The 17,528-nt window shown below is 71.8% G+C and carries 19 protein-coding genes; 5 read left to right on the top strand and 14 right to left on the bottom strand.

The window, feature by feature from the left end; all coding sequences use genetic code 11:
- Positions 1-408, bottom strand: a 408-nt coding sequence (locus BM165_RS23275) for a dihydrofolate reductase family protein (RefSeq protein WP_075015925.1), incomplete at its 3' end; no start/stop codon positions are given.
- 121 nt (positions 409-529) lie between these two features.
- Positions 530-1,363, bottom strand: a complete 834-nt coding sequence (locus tag BM165_RS23270; protein WP_075015916.1) for a helix-turn-helix transcriptional regulator — start codon at positions 1,361-1,363, stop codon at positions 530-532.
- 194 nt (positions 1,364-1,557) lie between these two features.
- Between BM165_RS23270 and BM165_RS23265 the strand changes: the two genes are divergently transcribed.
- From BM165_RS23265 to BM165_RS23245, 5 genes are all read left to right on the top strand, one after another.
- Positions 1,558-2,535: an SDR family oxidoreductase gene (locus BM165_RS23265; RefSeq protein ID WP_075015915.1), complete on the top strand. Its 978-nt coding sequence runs from the start codon at positions 1,558-1,560 to the stop codon at positions 2,533-2,535.
- A gap of 5 nt (positions 2,536-2,540) precedes the next feature.
- Positions 2,541-2,936 carry a DUF1330 domain-containing protein gene (locus BM165_RS23260; protein WP_075015924.1) on the top strand — a complete coding sequence of 132 codons (396 nt, stop codon included), beginning with the start codon at positions 2,541-2,543 and terminating at the stop codon, positions 2,934-2,936.
- Positions 2,933-3,571, top strand: coding sequence for a class I SAM-dependent methyltransferase (locus BM165_RS23255; RefSeq protein WP_075015914.1), 639 nt, complete (start codon positions 2,933-2,935; stop codon positions 3,569-3,571). Before BM165_RS23260 ends, BM165_RS23255 begins: the two co-directional genes overlap by 4 nt.
- Before the next feature lie 701 nt (positions 3,572-4,272).
- Positions 4,273-4,641, top strand: coding sequence for a helix-turn-helix domain-containing protein (locus BM165_RS23250; RefSeq protein ID WP_075015913.1), 369 nt, complete (start codon positions 4,273-4,275; stop codon positions 4,639-4,641).
- 330 nt (positions 4,642-4,971) lie between these two features.
- Positions 4,972-5,277, top strand: a complete 306-nt coding sequence (locus tag BM165_RS23245) for a hypothetical protein (RefSeq protein WP_075015912.1) — start codon at positions 4,972-4,974, stop codon at positions 5,275-5,277.
- A gap of 497 nt (positions 5,278-5,774) precedes the next feature.
- On the opposite strand, the gene BM165_RS23240 is transcribed toward BM165_RS23245, so the two are convergent.
- From BM165_RS23240 to BM165_RS23185, 12 genes are read right to left on the bottom strand one after another with little or no spacing between them, the layout of a single operon-like run.
- A complete protein-coding gene (locus BM165_RS23240; RefSeq protein ID WP_075015911.1) occupies positions 5,775-6,884 on the bottom strand; it encodes an FAD-dependent monooxygenase in 1,110 nt (369 codons plus the stop codon).
- Complete coding sequence (locus BM165_RS23235; protein ID WP_075015910.1) at positions 6,881-8,146, bottom strand: ROK family protein; 1,266 nt, start codon at positions 8,144-8,146, stop codon at positions 6,881-6,883. Before BM165_RS23235 ends, BM165_RS23240 begins: the two co-directional genes overlap by 4 nt.
- A gap of 20 nt (positions 8,147-8,166) precedes the next feature.
- Positions 8,167-9,084, bottom strand: a complete 918-nt coding sequence (locus BM165_RS23230; RefSeq protein ID WP_075015909.1) for a ThuA domain-containing protein — start codon at positions 9,082-9,084, stop codon at positions 8,167-8,169.
- Positions 9,081-9,857: a TIM barrel protein gene (locus BM165_RS23225; RefSeq protein WP_075015908.1), complete on the bottom strand. Its 777-nt coding sequence runs from the start codon at positions 9,855-9,857 to the stop codon at positions 9,081-9,083. Before BM165_RS23225 ends, BM165_RS23230 begins: the two co-directional genes overlap by 4 nt.
- A 1-nt stretch (position 9,858) precedes the next feature.
- Positions 9,859-10,917 (bottom strand): sugar phosphate isomerase/epimerase family protein, encoded by a 1,059-nt coding sequence (locus tag BM165_RS23220; RefSeq protein ID WP_075015907.1) that lies wholly within the window; start codon positions 10,915-10,917, stop codon positions 9,859-9,861.
- Entirely contained in the window at positions 10,914-11,324 is a 411-nt protein-coding gene (locus BM165_RS23215; RefSeq protein WP_075015906.1) for a C-glycoside deglycosidase beta subunit domain-containing protein, read from the bottom strand. The genes BM165_RS23220 and BM165_RS23215 overlap by 4 nt, the downstream gene beginning before the upstream one ends.
- Complete coding sequence (locus tag BM165_RS23210) at positions 11,324-12,322, bottom strand: sugar phosphate isomerase/epimerase family protein (protein WP_244274431.1); 999 nt, start codon at positions 12,320-12,322, stop codon at positions 11,324-11,326. The genes BM165_RS23215 and BM165_RS23210 overlap by 1 nt, the downstream gene beginning before the upstream one ends.
- The gene (locus BM165_RS23205; RefSeq protein WP_075015905.1) at positions 12,319-13,266 is read right to left on the bottom strand and encodes a sugar phosphate isomerase/epimerase family protein; all 948 of its coding nucleotides are present in this window, start codon (positions 13,264-13,266) and stop codon (positions 12,319-12,321) included. Before BM165_RS23205 ends, BM165_RS23210 begins: the two co-directional genes overlap by 4 nt.
- Entirely contained in the window at positions 13,263-14,237 is a 975-nt protein-coding gene (locus BM165_RS23200) for a sugar phosphate isomerase/epimerase family protein (RefSeq protein ID WP_075015904.1), read from the bottom strand. The genes BM165_RS23205 and BM165_RS23200 overlap by 4 nt, the downstream gene beginning before the upstream one ends.
- Positions 14,234-15,274, bottom strand: a complete 1,041-nt coding sequence (locus BM165_RS23195) for a sugar phosphate isomerase/epimerase family protein (protein WP_208976860.1) — start codon at positions 15,272-15,274, stop codon at positions 14,234-14,236. The genes BM165_RS23200 and BM165_RS23195 overlap by 4 nt, the downstream gene beginning before the upstream one ends.
- 25 nt (positions 15,275-15,299) lie before the next feature.
- A complete protein-coding gene (locus BM165_RS23190) occupies positions 15,300-16,718 on the bottom strand; it encodes an MFS transporter (protein WP_075015903.1) in 1,419 nt (472 codons plus the stop codon).
- Positions 16,718-17,497, bottom strand: coding sequence for a nuclear transport factor 2 family protein (locus BM165_RS23185; protein WP_075015902.1), 780 nt, complete (start codon positions 17,495-17,497; stop codon positions 16,718-16,720). The genes BM165_RS23190 and BM165_RS23185 overlap by 1 nt, the downstream gene beginning before the upstream one ends.
- Between the last annotated feature and the right edge of the window lie 31 nt (positions 17,498-17,528).

Here is a 17,528-nt window from a genome sequence, read left to right as displayed (position 1 = left end):
CAGCCCGGCCCGCATCGCCGCCGCGGCGAGGGTGGCGCCGCCGACGTCCATCGGACCGCCGTCCTCGGTCTTGAGCCGGGTGATCTCGGGAACCGCGTCGCCGGTCACCAGGCGGGCCCCGTCGACCGCGCTGGTCGTGGAGGAGAACACCAGCTTGGGCATGTCCCGCCAGCGGCGGGCGTACTCGATCTGCGCCGGTGTGGCGCCGGGCTGCTGGTCGGCGGTCGGCCAGTGCGAGCTCATCGTCTCCCACAGCCTGCGCCCGTACAGCGCCAGGCCCGTCGCCCCCACCCGGTCGGACCACCACTGGAACAGCTCGTCGCTCGGCACGCCCCAGCCGAGGTCGTCGCCGGGCGCGGCGGTGTAGCCGTCCAGGCTCACGTTCATCCCGACGGTCAGTCTCCGCACGGCGTCAGCCTCCCCGAAGTCGGTTCCCGGCGTACCGACCAGCACGGCCCGGGGAAGTCATCGGTCAGGCCACAAGTCGTCCGGGGACACCCGTGCCTTCTCGAGCACGGGGTGGGGGCGGTCAGGGGGTAGCGACGACTGAGAGCAGCTGCAGCTTCTCGTGGGTCTCGCTGCCGGGTTCCGCGGTGTAGACCAGTAGCGAGTGGGCCTGCTGCGGGTCCGACAGGGTCTGGCACTGCAGCTCCAGCAGTCCGACCTGCGGGTGGATGAACCGCTTGACCGGTCCCGGTCGGAGCCCGACCTCGTGGGTGGCCCAGACCTCACGGAACTCCTCGCTCCGGGTCAGAAGGTCCTCGGCCAGCGCGGCGGCCCGGGAGCGCGGGCCTCGGCGCGCGATGACCTCCCGCAGCCCCGAGGCCCACGTGCGGGACAGGAACGCGTGGTCGTCGGGGTGGTACAGGTTCCGGGCCGCGGGGTCGGTGAACCACCGGTGGCCCAGGCTCCGGTTCGGGCCGGTGCGCAGCGAGGCGTCCCCGAGCAGGGCGGTGCCCATCCGGGTCTGCCGCAGGGTCTCCCCCAGCTCGGTCACCACCTCGGCCGGGGTGTCGGCGAGCCGGTCCAGGATGCGCAGGATGCCCGGGCCGACGTGCTGGCTCTCCGCGCCCCGAGCCGGTGGATGGTGCCCGGCCAGCCGGAACAGGTGGTCGCGCTGGTCCAGCGACAGGTGCAAGCCCTGCGCGATCGCGGCGACCATGCCCTCCGAGGGCTGCGGGCCGCGCTGTCGCTCCAGGCGGGCGTAGTAGTCCGCGGACATGTGGCTCAGCGACGCGACCTCCTCCCGGCGCAGCCCGCTGGTCCGTCGGCGCTGACCCCGCGGCAATCCGACGTCCTCGGGCTGCAGCGACTCCCGGCAGGTACGCAGGAACTCCGCCAGCCCGCTGCGGTCGATGTCCACGCGCTCTCCTTCGTCCTGCTCCCGGTGTCTCAACCTTCGTACCGGCCGTGGACCCGGACAGGCAGGACCTGTCGATCCCCCTCTCCGGCGCCAGGCTCGGCTTGTGCAGCCACGGATCAACAGGCCGTGGATGTGGCGTCGGAGTGCGCGCAGTGTCGTCGGTGACCCGCTCGACCCCGACCTTGGAGGTCCCCATGGCCCGCACCCCGATCGACATCACCCTCCCCAGAATGACCGGCAGCCGCGCCGTCGTCACAGGCGCCAGCGACGGCATTGGCCGGCACATCGCCACCCGTCTCGCGGCAGCGGGCGCCGAGGTCGTGCTGCCCGTCCGCAACCCCGACAAGGGCCGCACCGCCCTCGCCGCGATCGAGGCGGCCGTGCCGGACGCGCAGGTGTCGCTGCGGACGATGGACCTGTCCTCGCTGGAGTCCGTCGCCGCCCTGGGCGCCACGCTGCGCGCCGAGGGCGTCCCGGTCGGCATCCTGATCCTCAACGCCGGCGTCATGACCCCACCGGAGCGGCAGACCACCGTCGACGGGCACGAGCTGCAGTTCGGCACCAACCACCTCGGGCACGTCGCCCTCGTCGGGCAGCTGCACCCGCTGCTGGTCGCCGGTCGCGCCCGCGTGGTGTCCCAGGTCAGCGTCGCGGCCAACCAGGGCGCGGTGCACTACGAGGACCTGGACTGGGAGCGGTCCTACGACGGCATGAAAGCCTACAGCTCCTCCAAGATCGCCTTCGGGCTGTTCGGGCTCGAGCTCGACCGGCGCAGCAAGGCCGCCGGGTGGGGCATCACCAGCAACCTGTCCCACCCGGGCATCGCACCAACCGCGCTGCTGGCCGCCAGACCCGAGGTCGGCCGGTCCCGGGACACCCTGGGCCGCCGGCTCATCCGGGTCATGTCCGCCCGCGGGATCTTGGTCGGCACCGTGGAGACCGCGGGCCTGCCCGCGCTGCTGGCCGCCACCGACCCGGCCGCCGACGGCGGCCGGTTCTTCGGCCCCAGCGGCCCTCGCAACCTCGGGGGCGCACCGGCCGAGCAGCCCCTGTACGGCCGACTGGCCGACCGCGAGCAGGCCGCCCGCATCTGGGACCTGTCCCTGCGGCTGACCGGCATGACCGGCCTGGGCACCCCGGCCGCCGGACGTGACATCGAGGCCGCGTCGTGATCGACATGACCGACGACGCCCTCGAGGAGTTCCTCGCCGAGGACCCCGGCGGCCCCGTCATCATGCTCAACCTGCTCCGGTACGTCCCCGACACCGGACGGGCCGACTACCTGGCCTACATCGCCCACACCCAGACCATCAGCGGCCGCTACGGCACCGAACCCCTGTTCTGGGGCGACGGCGGCAGGACGCCGTTGGCCGCCGACGACGAGCAGGTGCGGGACGGCGTGCTGCTGGTCCGCTACCCCAGCAGGCAGGCCTTCGCCGACATGATGGGCGACCCCGCCCACCTGGCCGGGGCACACTTGCGCACCCGCGCCCTTGTCGCCGCCGTCGTGCAGCCCACCGACCAGCGTCTAGCTCGCCCCACACCGGCCGGCCCCGGGGAGGGCAACCCGTGACCGTTCTGTCCTGCCCGCCGGCGGTCGCGCTGCCCAGGCGGCTGGTGTTCCTGGCCCAGGCCGTCTCGGCACCGGCGGTGACCGGGGCCATAGCGCCCAGCGGGCGGGCCCTGACCCGGGCGCTGGTCGCGCCCGTCGCCGAACGGACCGGCGCCGACCTGCGCGTCCTGGAGGTCGGCGCCGGCAGCGGCCCAGTCACCCGGGCGTTGCTGGGGCTGCTGACGCCGGGCAGCCAGCTGGACGTGGTGGAGGCCAACGGTGCGTTCATCCCCGGCCTGACCGACCTGGCTCGCGCAGCCAGCACGCCGACGACCGTCCAGCACGCCCGCATTCAGGACGCGGTCCTGGACCCCGGTTACGACGTGATCGTCTCGGCGTTGCCGTTCGCCAACTTCGCCCTCGCCGACGTGCAGGCGATCTTCGACCGGTACCTGCAGCACACCGGACCCAGTGGGGTCATCAGCTGGTTCGGCTACCGCGCCAGCCGCGCCGCCCGAGCCCTCACCGCCGGGCCGGCCGAAGCGGCGCGGCACCGCGCCGTCCACGCGCACCTGGCCGGCTACGGGGGCAGCAGCACCACGGTGTGGGCCAACCTGCCTCCAGCTCGCGCGACCCGGCTGCGCCCCCACGGCTGACTCGCACGGTCCAGCTGAGTCACCCGGAGCGACGCAGTCGGGGAACTCGAGCCTCATGTCGGACCCCCCGGCCGCGGCCGGCGCCGGCCGAGCGGGCAGGGCGGCCACGAGAGCCAGGGCGTCGTCGAACCCGGTCCGGTCGGTGACCATGCGCTGGCTCTGCACCAGCGCCTCGGGCCAGTTGCTGATCCGACACCTCCGACTGATCGGACCCTGAGCATTGCAAGCAGCTGGTGCTCGGCCAGCTGCCGACAGCCGGCGTCGGAGCAGAAGCGGGCCGCGGCGTCCGGTCACTCCGCTGTCCAGGTCGTCGAGCGTCGGTCGAGATCCCGACTCCCGTTCCACCGACCTGCCGGGACTGGCCCACGATCTTGCGAGATCTGGCCAGGCAGTTGGACGACGGTCGGGTTTACGACCCTGACTCTCCCGGAACTCGCCGTCCGGATGCGAGGAGTACTGGAGGCCCTCGGACGGCGGCAGAGCGCGGCCGGCGTCTTCAGCCGCCCGGACCGACGCCTTCTCCAGTACTGCAACCCACAGCTGCAGGACCGAGGACGGCGCCGGCGGCGGAGCTCAGCTCGTCGCGGGGGAACTGGAGAACCACCCGAGCCTGCTCCTCGACCCTCAACCGACGGCCGGCACCGTTCACGCACGGCGGCAGTGGATGCCCCCGTGCAGGGCGACCCGCGGGAGGAGGCGGCATGAGCGACCCCGAACTCCTGCGGGATGTGCTCGCGAGGGACCCGCTCCTGCTGACTCCCGAGGAAGCCGCAACCGTCCTCGGCATCGGCCGCACGACGGTCTACGCGCTCATGAAGGCCGGTGAGTTGCACCCGGTGCACATCGGTCGCAGCTGCCGCCTCCCTCGCGCTGAGCTCGAGCGCTTCGTGGGCCGCCTGCAGGCTCCCCCGCCCACCCCCGCCCCGCCGCGCAGGTCGGCGCCACCGGCCGACCACCACGAACCAGGGCGAACTCTCTTCGACTTCGTCCACAGCCCGCGGGATGCGCACCGATCTGCGGATCCACGGCAGCGCGCGTCGGCCCGACACCTGACACTCGTCGCCTGGTGACGGCCGAGAGGAACCGGCAGTGAGTCCACGGACGCCCAGGAGCGGTTCCTCGGCGAAGCGCCGCGGCAACAGCGAAGGGTCGACCCCGCGGCACCGACCGGACGGACGCTGGCAGGTCAACCTCCGCGTGACCGACGAGTTCGGGGAAGCCGTCCGCCACACCATCTACGGCGACACCCCACAGGAGACCCGTGAGAACGCGGCCACGATCCGGAAGCGGGTGGAAGGCGGCCAGCCGGCGAGGGACCGGAGACAGACCGTCGCGGCATTCGCTCAGCACTGGATCGACACCTCACTACAGGCGTCTGAGCGCAGCAGACGACCAAGGTCATGTACGCCGGCGTCGCACGCACCCACATCCTCGGCAGCTCGATCGGGCGGCTGACCCTGGACAGAGTCCGGCCATCGCACGTGGAGGGCTGGGTGGGACGGCTGCTCCGCGACCTGCGCGCGAGCCAGACCGAGGAACGACGGCGGGCCGGCTCCCTCTGGCGCGAGACCGGGTTCGCCTCCACCACCGAGACCGGCGGGCTCTGCGACCCCCGCAACGCCCTGCGCGCCCTGGAGGTCGACACGCGGCGGGCCGGGATCGCGAACGCCGGACTGCACACCTTCCGGCACTCGGCACCGGAGTGATGCTGAGCCCCGGCGTCCAGCTCGAGGTGGTGTCGGACATCCTCGGCCACTCGCCGATCGCCATCGCCGGTGACGTCCACGGGCACGTGGCGCCCGACGTCAGGCGCGATGGACGTCCTCGGCGCCGCCCTCGGCGGGTGGGGATGGCCGGATGACGGTCAGACGCCCTCGGAGAACGATCAGGGCCGCCCCGGATCTCTCCGGAACGGCCCCTGACGTCCTCTGTCGGGCTGACAGGATTTGAACCTGCGACCCCTTGACCCCCAGACGTGCGCAGCGTATTCGAGTGAGTACGTCGATTTTCGTCTTCGCAGCTCAAGCGGCATACGGGACCACTGCGAACCGCAGCGAATGACCCCGGACGAGGAACAATGGTGGTCAAGATGGTGGTCAGAAGTCGCGCTCCTGAATCGCGCTGACGGCACCATCGGCCTACCTGGAGGACGACGTCTGAGCGTATGGCCGAGTCGGAGGGTCGTGCCCCGCTCGAGCGCCGCTCAGACGGGTCGGGCGAGCTCGGCCAGGACCTGTCCCACGAGCCGTCCCGGCAGGGTCGGGTCGCCGGGTGGGCGTTGCTCCCACTCCCCCAGCTGCACGGACGTCTCGACCACCAGGCGGCACCGGTTGAACCGCCGCTCGCCGAAGCGGCGCAGCGCAGCCGGGACGTCGTCGTCCGGCAGCAGCTCGGCGAGGACGACCGAGTCCTCGATGGCCATCCCGACGCCGTAGGCCATCTGCGGGGTGGTCGTGTGGACGGCGTCCCCGATCAGCACCGTGCGCCAGCGGGACCACGGCAGCGGGACCAGCAGCGATCGCAGGGAGCGCACGTCGACGTCGCCGTCCACCAGGTCCGCGACGAGCGGCACCGGGCCGCCGAACGGGCGCAGCCGCTCGCGGAACGCCTCGGCGAGCCACTCCGGCCGTGAGCGCTCGGCACCGCGGTCGGGTTCGAGCAACCAGACATAGAGCGCCGCGTCCGACACGGGGACGACGCCGACCTTGCCCAGGTCCGGGCCGCCGTCCAGCATCGAGTACCGCGTCACACCGGGCGGCCGCGGGGCCGGCGCGCGCCAGATCAGCTGACCGGTCGGCTGTGGTGCCGGCGCGCCGGGCAGGACCAGCTCCCGGGTGTGCGAGTGCAGCCCGTCGGCTCCGACGACCAGGTCGACGGTCTCGGTCGCGCCGCCGGACAGGCGCACTTCGACCCGGTCGCCGGAGTCGGCCAGGCCGCTCACCGTGGTCCCCAGCCGGAGCTCGGTGCCGGAGGCCACCGCCGCACCGACCAGGACCTCCGACAACGCCGCGCGCGCGATGGCCACCGATGCGGGGCGCTCCTCGAGCAGCGATGGCGGGGTGAGCGTCGTGCGGACCGTGCCGTCGGCGTCGCAGAGGTCGATCTCCTCGTGCGCGTAGCCGCGTTCCAGGCAGTCCTCGAGCAGCCCCAGTGAGTCCAGCGCCCGCATGGGTGCGCTCTGCAGGACCAGTCCGGGGCCGGACGGCCGGATCCCGGCCTCGGCCTCCAGCAGCACCACCTCCGCGCCCCGGCCGGCCAGTGCGACCGCAGCGGTGCACCCGGCAGGGCCCGCGCCGACGACCAGGACCCTCACGTCGCCACCTGCAACTGCGGCGCGGCGCCCAGGGGCGAGCCCGACGCCAGCCACAGCGGCAGCGCCGACGGCCGGAACAGCGCGTCCGAGACCAGCAGCGCGCCGCCCGTCGTCCCTTCTCGTGGGTCGAGGGAGGAGGTGCGGATCGACAGGGTGCGCGCGGCGAGCTCGATCGTGCCTTCGAAGACCGCGCGCTCGAACGCCTCGAAGAAGAGCGGCCCGGACCGCAGGACCCCGCCGCCGAGGACGAGCGTGCCCGGGTTGGCGAAGTTGACGATGCCGGCGATCGCCGTGCCGGTGATGCGCCCCGCCCGAGCCACCGCTGCTCGGGCGACCTCGTCGCCGGCGGCCGTGGCGGCGCCGATGTCCTCCCCGGTGATGCGACCGGTGCGTGCCAGGCACTCAGCCAGAATCGGAGTGCGGTCGGCCCGCGCGTACGCAGTGAGCTGCCGGATCAGCGCCCAGCCCCCGGCTACCGCCTCGAGGCACCCGGTCTTCCTGCAGCGGCACAGCGCGGTGGGATCATCGGTCACCCGGACGTGGCCGATGTCGCCGGCGGCGCCGCTGTCCCCCCGGTGCAGGCGGCCACCAGTGACCAGGGCGCTGCCGACGCCGGTTGCCACTTTGACGAACAACAGGTCACGGCGGTCCCGGGGGATGCCGCGTTCCCATTCCCCCAGCGCCATGAGGTTGACCTCGTTGTCCACGAAGACCGGCGCGGCGTAGCGGGCGGCAAACCGGCCGCGGACGTCCATCCCGTCCCAGCCCGGCATCATCGGCGGCGCGGTGACGCGACCGGAGGCGACGTCGACCGGTCCGGGCAGGCCGATCGCGATGCCCCACACCGGCCGCTCGGGGACCGCCGCCAGGAGTTCCGCGAACTGCACCTCGACCCGCCGCAGGACCGCCTCCGGACCGTCCTGGACGTCGATCCGCTCGAACCGGTGCGCGAGTTCAGTGCCTGCGAGGTCACTGACCGCGGCGTGCAGGCTCACCGCTCCCAGCGAGGCGGAGAGCACCAGGCCGGCCTCGGTCCGCAGTCGCACGGCCCGCGACGGGCGGCCGCGGCTCCCCGTCCCGAGGGGGTGGACCTCGGCGAGCACTCCGAGGTCGATCCCCTCCCGGAGCCGCTCGTTGACCACGGTCCGGCCCAGCCCGGTCGCCGACTCGAGCTCCGGCCGGGTGACCGCGACGCCGGTGCGGACGAGGTCGACGATCTGTGCCAGCACGAGGACGTCGCGCGCCGACGGCGGCCGGGTCACGGATCCTCCTCCGGGACGGGTCAGTGACGGGCGGCGGCCGCGGCCGCCGGCGTCGCCCGGTCGAAGCGCGACGGGTCGCCCGAGTAGTAGGGCCACACCCGCCACCGCGCCGCGCCGGACCGCTCGGGCGGCTCCAGTGTGACCTGCCCCGTGGCTGCCCACTCGACGCCGCGCACGAGCAGTGTCATGAACGGGATCTTGCGGAAGGTGTCCCAGTCGTGCCCGAGGGTCACGCAAAAGGACCGACCGGCACCCCACTCGTTCACCCAGGCCAGCGGCTGCTCGGTGTCCATGCCCGGCAGTGCCTCCAACCCACCGGGCGGGAGCACGACCGGCGTGTGTGCGTTGGGCCACCCGGCGCGGCGGTAGCTGGCGACGTCATCGAAGACGGTCAGCAGCACCTGCGCCGATGGGTCCATCCGTGCGCCGGTCAGGACGTCGTCGTTCACGACCGCCCACTGGGCGTCGAGGCTGGCGGTGATCGGATGCCGCGGCTCCCTCGCCCGGACGACGACCTCGCCCTGCGGCCGCGGCCGCAGCCCGGTCTCCCGGCTGAGCGTTGCCCCGCGCATGCGGTCAAACTCCTCTGGCCATCCCCATTCCGGCTCCTGCACGGACGAACCGTGGAACCACACCATGCCGCGACCCTTGTCGCGCACGAACCGCAGCAGCGCCTGCTCGGTCGCCGTCCCGAAGCCCTCCGCGACCGAGTGGTAGTCGTCGCGGCCCTCGTACATGACGAGGACGACGTCGAACCGGTCCAGCAGCTCGTCGCCGATGCCGCGGAACTCCTCGAGCACCCGGACGCGGAACCGGCCGGTCGACTCCAGGAGTGTCGTCAGCATGGACGTGTGGTGCCGGAAGCTGCGGAACTCGTTGTCGTGCTCGACGGTGACCCGGCCGGTGGCGACCAGGACGTCGAGCTTGCCGGACGTCACGCGTCGGCGGCGAGGGCGCGGATGCGCTGCACCGACTCCTCCGACGGAACAGTCGGGAAGTACTCCAGGCCGATCGGGCCGTCATAGCCCGAGGCGCGGAGCACGGCCAGCTGGGCGGCCCAGTCGACGGTCCCGCTGCCGGGCTCGCCGCGGCCGGGCGCGTCGGCGAGCTGCACGTACCTGACGAAACCGGCCGCGTTCGCCAGCTCGGTCGCCGGGTCCTCGCCCTGGACGATCGAGTGGTAGAGGTCGTAGAGGATGCCGAACCGGTCCGAGCCGACGGCTCGGGCGACGTCCACGGCGTCCTCGGTCCGGTCGGTGAGCGCACCGGGGTGGTCGACCCGCGAGTTGACCGGCTCGAGGACGAACTCGACGCCCGAGCCGTCGTTCCGCGCCAACGCCTCGCTGAACATGTCAGCGAGGAACTGGTGGTTCTTCTCCCGGCTCATCCCCGGGAAGCCCATGCCCGAAGCGAGCACGACCCGGGGGCAGCCGAGCCGGCGGGCGTGGGCGACGGCGAGGTCGAGACCCTCGTGGAAGGGAGCGAGGTCGGTACCCGGATACGTGTAGGTCATCCGTGGCCCGGCGAGCAGCGAGGTGAGCTGGACGCCGGTGTCGGCGAGCGCCTTCTCCAGGGAGTCGAGGTCCTTGTCCGTGGAGAACCACATCTCGACGGCGTCGAAGCCGGCGGCCGCGGCGGCGCGGACCCGGTCCCCAGCGTCCTCGCCGGCCTCCGTGAAGAGCAGTTCGATGTTGGCGGAGAGCTGGTACACGTCAGGCGTCCTTGTCGGTCAGGGCGGCCGCGATCGACCGGCGGATGAGGTCGTGCTGCTTGCAGACGAGGTCGACAGGGTCGGCCTCGCCGAGGTCGGCGAAGGCGTGGCCCTCCCACTCGCTGGAGAAGAAGCCGGCGTAGCCGCCGCGGACGAACTCCCGGACGATCGCCGGGTAGTCGATCGCCGGCTCGTCGCCGTGCTCGTCGATGTCGTAGAACTTGGCGTGCACGTGCTTGATCTGCGGCATGATGTCGGTCCACTCGGCGGGGTCGACGTGCCCGTGCATGTTGAACGCGAGCCGGGCGAAGGAGCCGAGGCTCTCCGGGGCGATGCCGCGCGAGTGCAGGTACTCGACGAACTCCCCGTGCCGGGCGTTGATGTCGGCGTCGGTCGCCCAGATCTCCTGCAACCGGTCGAGCTCCTCGCGGCCGAGCCCCATCCTCCCGAGCTTGCGGAGGATGGTCGGCGACATCGCGTGCATCGTCGAACTGAAGTCGGCCACGAAGCCCAGCCGCGACGAGCCGATCTGCTCGTAGGTCTCGCGGATCTCCAGCACCTTCGGCGAGTTCGGCCCGAGCGGCGCGTGCAGCTCCCAGCCCATCGTGAGGTCGAGTTCCTCGGCGACCGGCAGCAGCCGCCGGATCAGCTCCGGCTTCGCACTCTGGATGCGCACCAGCGGGAAGCCGAGTGCGTGCGCGCTGCGGAACTGCGCGACGGTGAAGTCATACTCCTCGTCCGGGGTCATGTCCCGGTCGCGGCGGCGGCCCATGTCGAGGTTGCAGCCGAAGGAGCTGGGGACGAACCCGTGCCGGTCGAAGGCATCCCGCCAGTCGCGCACGAACTCCGGCGTCACCTCCGGATAGGTGCGGATCGTCTGCGAGGCGACGATCTCGATGCCCGGACCGATGCCCGCGGCATCGACGACATCGAGCAGGCCGGCCAGGTCGTAGCGGCCGGCGGCCCACTCGCTGGTCAGCGAGTAGAGGGTCAGGCCCAGACGGATGCCGCTGCCCGGGACGGCGGGATCGGCGACACGCGTGGGAGCGGGAGCGGTCATCGGGGAACTCCGGACGCGACGAGGGAGCGGCGGTTGCTGGCGTGGTTGGTCACGTAGACCTGCGGGGCGATCTGCATGTAGGGCAGCCGGAGGTCGACGGTCACCTCGACGTCGACCTCCTGGCCCTCGGCGGGCGGCTCGGCCAGCGGCACGACCACCACCAGCCGGTCCTGGATGAACCAGAGGACGTCCCACTGGTCGGCCAGCTCCTCGACCCGGTACGTCCGCTCCCCCAGCTCGACCCGCAGGTCGCTCCGCGGGACCTCGCGGCCCTCGACGGCGACGGTGACGTCGCTGACGCTCGACAGCCAGAGGCTGCGGTACCAGGGCACGGTCAGGGCGATCCCGAGCCCGTCGGGGCGCCGGACGAGACTGTCGTCGGTGAGGACGGTGTCGCCGGTGGCCATCAGACGGCTGCCTTCCGCTGGTCGAGGAGGATCGGGCCCAACTCCCGCTGCACGAGGTAGCCGGCGAGCAGGGCGCTGGCCGCGGGGTGCGGGCTCTGGTCGCTCTCGACGACGATCCAGCCGGAGTAGCCGGCGCCGGCCAGGGCTCGGGTGACCGCCGGGAAGTCGACGAGCCCCCCCTCGGCGCCCGGCTCGGCGAACCACCGCACCTCCCGGGCGCCTCCGCGGACGCGGACGGTCCAGTGCGCGTGCGGCTTCAGATACTCCTCGGCGTCGTCGACGGCGAGCGCGTCCTTGAACTGCACGTGCCATATCCGGTCGCCCATCCGCTCGATGACCGCCAGCGGGTCGATCCCGCCGGCGGTCAGTTCACCGGTGTCGAGAGCGAGGCCGACCAGCGCGGGGTCCGTCCGGTCGAGCAGCGCGGGCACGTGGTCGCGGCGCAGCGCCGACAGGAAGTCGACGTGCAGCGCGAGGCGGATCCCGTGCTCCGCCGTTGCGCGGCCGGCCGCGTCCCAGCAGGCGGCGACCCGGTCGAGGGCGTCGTCGTCCAGCGGCTCCACGTCACCCGCGCCGGGGACCGGGCGCACGAGGAGCACGGAACCGCCGAGCTCGGCCAGCGCCCCGGCGAGCCAGCCGGCCTTGGCCACGATCTCGGGGACGTCGGCCTCCACGAGCGGGGACAGCGGACCGGTGAGGTGCTCCATCGAGCGCTCCGCCGGGTCCCAGTACCAGCTGGAGACGGCATCGATCGCGCAGCCGCGCAGGAACTCCCGGAAGCCCGCGACCGAGCCGAAGTTGGCGGCGAGCTGCTGCGGATTGCCCAGCGGCTCCCACCGCCCGGTGCCGTAGGTCAGCTCGACCCCCTCGAAGCCGGCGATCGACATGGTCTTCAGGGCGCGCTCGTGCTGCTCGCGCCGGACGAAGTCGTCGAACTGGGGCTTCCACTGGTTGATCGCGTAGGCCCACCTGATGGAGCCCGACTGAGTCCCGGTCACCGGTAGATCTCCTCGAGGACGTTCTTCGCGTACCAGCGGGAGACGGCGGTGCTCTCGGAGTAGTCGCCGCCCTCCTTGTTGGCCTTGTCGTGCTCGACGGAGATCCAGCCGCGGTACCCGTTGTCGCGGACCGCGGTCATCATCGCCTCGAAGTCGACGAGCCCCTGCGGTGTGCCCATCTCGTAGAACCACTTGCCGGTCGTCGGCGCCATGATCTCGGAGTCGGGGCGGTGCCGGTGGTCGTCGCCGGTGGCCACGTTGCGGGTGTCCTTGAAGTGGAAGCCGCTGACCCGGTGCGCGTGCCGGTCGTACAGCGCCACGGGGTCGAGCCCGGCGATGCAGTGCTGCGCGGTGTCCACGAAGAGCGACACGTACCGCGGATCGGTGTAGGAGTAGAAGGTCTCGATGTCCGGCTCGCTCTGGATGCCGCAGAAGAACTCGTGGTGACAGGTCAGCTTTACGCCGAATCCCGCGGTGATCTCACCGACCTTGTTCCAGCACTCCGCGGAGTACTTGAGCTTGTCCTCGGTGATCGGCTCCATGTCGTAGTAGAGCGTCGCCGGCATCACGATGATGTTGTCCAGCTCGATCTCCGACCAGCGCCCCATCGTGACGCGGAAGTCCTCGAGGATGTTCTCGTGCGTCTCGGGCAGGTGGGGGGCGTAGTTGCGGACGTCGTAGTCGGCGGCGTGGAAGGTGTTCACGATCCGCTCGAGCCCGTGGTCCCGGACCATCTCCTGGTACTTCGCCGGGCCGCCGTAATCGCCGTACATCTGCCAGATCCGGAAGTCGAAGGTGTCGATCGCGTCGAATCCGGTCGCCTTGATCTGCTTCAGGAAGGCCGACATGGTCTTGTGCGAGTGCCACTGGTCGACCGGCCCGGACGGGCCGTTGCTGCGCCAGTGGTCCATGTAGGACCACTTGATCGCGCGGTCGTCGCTCATGACTTCGACACCCCCAACTCGTGCTGCAGGTACCAGCTGTTGAGCATCGCCAGCTCCGCCGGGTTGCCGCCGTGGTCGCTCTCGACGACGACCCAGCCGGAGAAGGACCGCTCGCGCAGGGCCGCGACGAAGCCCTTCACGTCGACCAGGCCGCCCTCGGTCCCGAGCTCGTAGAACCAGCGCTCGATGCGCCGTCCGGCCCCGCCCTTGAGCATCGTCGACTCGGCACCCGGCATCCGGTACTCCTGGCCGGTGTCGGCGTACCGCGTGTCCTTGAGGTGCACGTGGGTGACCCGGTCGGCGTGCTCCCGGTAGAAGCCGACCGGGTCGATGCCGCCGATCGTGAACTCGGCCGTGTCGAGCGCCAGCCCGACGGTCGCCGGGTCGGTGGCCTGCAGCAGACCGGTGAGCTCGGCCTCGGTGTGCACGGCACCCAGGCAGTCGTAGTGCAGCGCCAGCCCGATGCCTGCGGCGGAGGCCAGCTCGCCGATCCGGTTCCACACGTCACCGATGACCTTGATCCCGTCGGCGTCGAGCGGCGGGGACATCCAGGCGGAACCGACCGGGCGGACGACGAGCTGCTCGCCACCGACGCCGGCGAGGAAGTCGACGAAGGGCTTCGACCACTCGACGATCGCGTCGGAGTCGGCGGGATTCGCCGTCGACCGGAAGGCGTACCCCTCCTCCTCCTCCGCGGGGGCCTGCGGGTCCCAGAACATGCTCGAGACGCCCCGCACCTTCGCGCGGCGCAGGAAGTTGAGGAAGCTCTCGTGGCTGCCGTGGTTGGCCAGGATGACCTCGGGCCGACTGATGTTGTCCCAGCGGCCGGTGCCCGATGCCAGCTCGATGGTGTCGAAACCGCAGGCGGAGACGGTCTTGAGCGCCCGCTGCTGGTCCTCGTGCCGGACGAAGACGTCGAGCCGGACGTTCCACTGGTTGAGGGCGTAGGCCCAGCGCAGGGTGTCCCTCATCGTGCGGCCTCCAGCTCGCGGCGCGCCTCGGCCTCGGCCTCGGCGAGGACGTTGTCGATGTACCACTTGGCGACAGCGGTGGCCTCGGCGTAGCTGCCGCCGCCCAGCTCGGCCTTGTCGTGCTCGACGGTGAGCCAGCCGTCGTAGCCGGAGGTGACGATCTCCTTCATCAGCGCGGGGAAGTCGACCAGGCCGCCCTCGCCCATCTCGTAGAACCAGCGCGTCACCTGGGGTGCCATCAGCTCCGGGTCCGGCGGCGTGCGGTAGGCCTCGTGCTCATCGACGTTCTTGGTGTCCTTGAAGTGGAACCCGGTGCAGCGGTCGGAGTAGTCGCGGAAGAGCTGGATCGGGTCGACGCCGGCGATCGTGTGCTGGGCGGTGTCGCAGAAGAAGTAGACGTACTCCGGGTCCGTGTACTCGAAGAACAGCTCGAGCTGGGGGCGTGTGCGGATCGCGCCCCAGAACTCGAAGTGGCAGGTCGTCTTCATGCCGTGGTCGAGGGTCAGCCTGCCGACCCGGTTCCACAGGTCGGCCACGACCTTGATGGTGTCGTCGGTGACCGGCTCGGTCTGGTGGTAGGTGGACGTCGGCATGACGATGAAGTTCTCGACGCCGGTGAGCCCCTCGCACATGCGCAGCGTGTTCGTGCAGTCGGCGACGATCCGGTCGTGCGTCTCCCGGACGTGCGGCGCCGTGTACCTCGTCGCGGACGGGTAGGCGGAGAAGATCCCCGTGATCTTCTCGAACCCGTTGTCCTGCAGGAACCGCTCGAAGCCGGGCACCGAGCCGTACATCCCGCCGAGCATGTGCAGGTAGAAGAAGAAGGTGTCGAAGCCCGTGAAGCCGAGCGCCGAGAGCTGCTTGACGTACCGATCCATGTAGGCCCGGTTGAACGACGGGGGCTGTGGGCCCTGCGGCGTCTCCGTCACCCAGTGGTCCATGTAGGACCACTTCGTCCACACCACGCTGGCCTCTCTTCCTGTGCCGTATTTTTGTTGGTCGCGTGCATAAAGATGGCCGTCGGTGACCCGGAACACCAACGCATCCGGTCGATGGGTCGTATCAGCTCGGGTGATGGGGCCGGCGGGGCAGCGCGAACCCGCCCAGGCACGCGGCCACCTGCAGCCCGGCACCGGCGAGCAGCCCGATGCCGAACCCCTGGGTGAGCGCCTCGGCGCTCGCACCGGGCGTCCCCGTGCTGGCGACGGCGACCAGCGCTGCCAGCCCGACGGCGCTGCCCACCTGGCGCGACATGGACAGCAGCCCGGAGGCGAGGCCGGCGCGCTCGGGTCCCAGGCCGGTGGCGGCCGTCACCGTCAGCGGCAGCCCGGCCGCGCCGAAGCCGGCCATGGCCAGGACGCTGGGGACCAGGACGTCGGTCCAGTAGGAGCCGCCGACCTCCAGCCGGGAGAGCCAGAACAGCGACGCGGCGGCCACCAGGGCGCCGAGCTGGAAGAGCCGGGCCGGTCCGAGCCGCTCGATGGTGCGCGAGGCGACCTGGGCGCCGAGGGCGATCCCGACCGCCGCCGGCGCCAAGGCGAGCCCGGCCATGAGCGGGTCCAGCCCGAGCACCTGCTGCAGGTACAGCACCAGGAAGAACATCATCGCCGGGAGCACCCCGCCGGTCAGCGCCGACAGCGAGTTGGCGACCGTCACCGGCCGCACCCGCAGCACCGACAGCGGGACAACGGGCTGCTCGGCACGCCGCTCCGCGGCCACGAAGGCCACGAACGACGCGCCCGCGCCCACGAGGCACCCGAGGGCCGGCGCCGAGAGCCAGCCCCGCTCCTCGCCGAGGATCACCGCGGCGACGAGTAGCGCCGTCCCCGCGGTGACCGTGACCGAGCCGGGAAGGTCCAACCGGCCCCGGACGTGGCCCGGCTGCCGCCCGGTCAGCGCCCACACCGCGGCGACGGCGAGCACGGCACCCAGCGGCACGTTGACGAAGAGCACCCACCGCCAGCTGAGCAGGCCGGTGAGCAGGCCGCCCAAGACCCCGCCGAGGGCGCTGCCCGACGCGGCGGCCGCGGTCAGCAGGCCGAGGGCGCGGGCGCGCGCCCGGGGATCGGGGAACCCGGCGGTGATCAGGCTGAGCGTCGTCGGGACGAGGACCGCGCCGCCGATGCCCTGGGCGAAGCGCGCCGCGACCAGCTGCCAGCCCTCCTGGGCCAGGCCGCCGGCCAGGCTGGCGAGGGCGAAGAGCGTCAGGCCGCCGAGGAAGGCGTTCTTCCGCCCCCACAGGTCGCCGATCCGCCCCCCGAGCAGGAGGAAGCCGGCGAAGGTGAGCGTGTAGCTGCTCACCACCCACTGCAGGCCGGTGGCCGAGAGCCCGAGGCTCTCCTGCATCGGGGGCAGGGCCACGTTGACGATCGAGGTGTCCAGGACGCAGATGAACTGCGCGGCGCAGGCGATCGCCAGCAGCACCCCCGGCCGCCGCGGCGGGGCGTCGGCCCGCCCCGCCGCGGGAACCGTGGTCTCCACTACTTGAACGTGTCCTCGAAGTCGGTGTACGGCACCGGCGGCAGGGGCTCGAGGGTCTGCGCCCGGTCATTGGCGTAGGGGTGGTACTCGGTCTCCACCGGCTCGTCGACCGGCGGGAGGAAGACCGGCACCCCGTCGTCGCCGAACCAGGCCAGCTGCGAGTCGTGGCTCTCCTGGTTGTCCTTGGCGAAGGAGATCCAGTCCCGGTTGAACGGCGCCCGCGCGACCTCGTAGCAGCGGAAGTGCCAGATGCGCCACTCGCCGTCCTGCTTGACGAAGTCGACGCCGTACTTGCACCAGACCCAGTGCGCCCAGACCGGCTTGCCGTCGACGTCGCCCCCGGAGAGGACCCACGGCGGTACGTTGCGCGCCACCCCAGGGTCCATGAGGCCGGACTCGAGGCCGGCCATGATCCAGATGCCCTTGGCCGTCTGCCCGTCGGCGCCCACCTCGATGACCGGCGTCGTCGCGTAGTGGAAGAGCAGCTTGCCGACCGGGCGCGGCCGGCCCCGGTGGTAGGCGGTCACCGACTCGTAGGTCGTGTAGCGACCGACGTTGTTGTAGCGCGACCACATGCCCGGCGTGCCCGGCTGGGCCCAGAGCTCGGCGATGATCCGCTCGTCTTCGTAGGCGTTGTGGTAGTGCATGTAGCGGTTGAAGACGTTGTCGACCGCGCCGCGGTCCTGCGCACGGGTGGCGGTCAGCTCAGCGGCGGCGAGCCGCTCCTCCAGTGCTGCCAGGCGCTGCTCGAGCGCCTGCGTCTCGTCGATGGTGGTCATGTCGTGTCCTACTCCCTCTGTGGGGCGGTTG

The organism is Geodermatophilus obscurus (assembly GCF_900115395.1).
GTDB lineage: Bacteria > Actinomycetota > Actinomycetes > Mycobacteriales > Geodermatophilaceae > Geodermatophilus > Geodermatophilus obscurus_B.
This window is presented reverse-complemented; position numbering and strand designations above follow the sequence as displayed.

Bases quoted from the DNA above. Each gene is read 5' to 3' on its own strand.
- BM165_RS23265 (WP_075015915.1), top strand. From the start codon at position 1,558: ATGGCCCGCACCCCGATCGACATCACCCTCCCCAGAATGACCGGCAGC.
- BM165_RS23260 (WP_075015924.1), top strand. From the start codon at position 2,541: ATGACCGACGACGCCCTCGAGGAGTTCCTCGCCGAGGACCCCGGCGGC.
- BM165_RS23250 (WP_075015913.1), top strand. From the start codon at position 4,273: ATGAGCGACCCCGAACTCCTGCGGGATGTGCTCGCGAGGGACCCGCTC.
- BM165_RS23245 (WP_075015912.1), top strand. From the start codon at position 4,972: ATGTACGCCGGCGTCGCACGCACCCACATCCTCGGCAGCTCGATCGGG.
- BM165_RS23220 (WP_075015907.1), bottom strand. From the start codon at position 10,917: ATGACCGCTCCCGCTCCCACGCGTGTCGCCGATCCCGCCGTCCCGGGC.
- BM165_RS23215 (WP_075015906.1), bottom strand. From the start codon at position 11,324: ATGGCCACCGGCGACACCGTCCTCACCGACGACAGTCTCGTCCGGCGC.
- BM165_RS23205 (WP_075015905.1), bottom strand. From the start codon at position 13,266: ATGAGCGACGACCGCGCGATCAAGTGGTCCTACATGGACCACTGGCGC.
- BM165_RS23200 (WP_075015904.1), bottom strand. From the start codon at position 14,237: ATGAGGGACACCCTGCGCTGGGCCTACGCCCTCAACCAGTGGAACGTC.
- BM165_RS23185 (WP_075015902.1), bottom strand. From the start codon at position 17,497: ATGACCACCATCGACGAGACGCAGGCGCTCGAGCAGCGCCTGGCAGCA.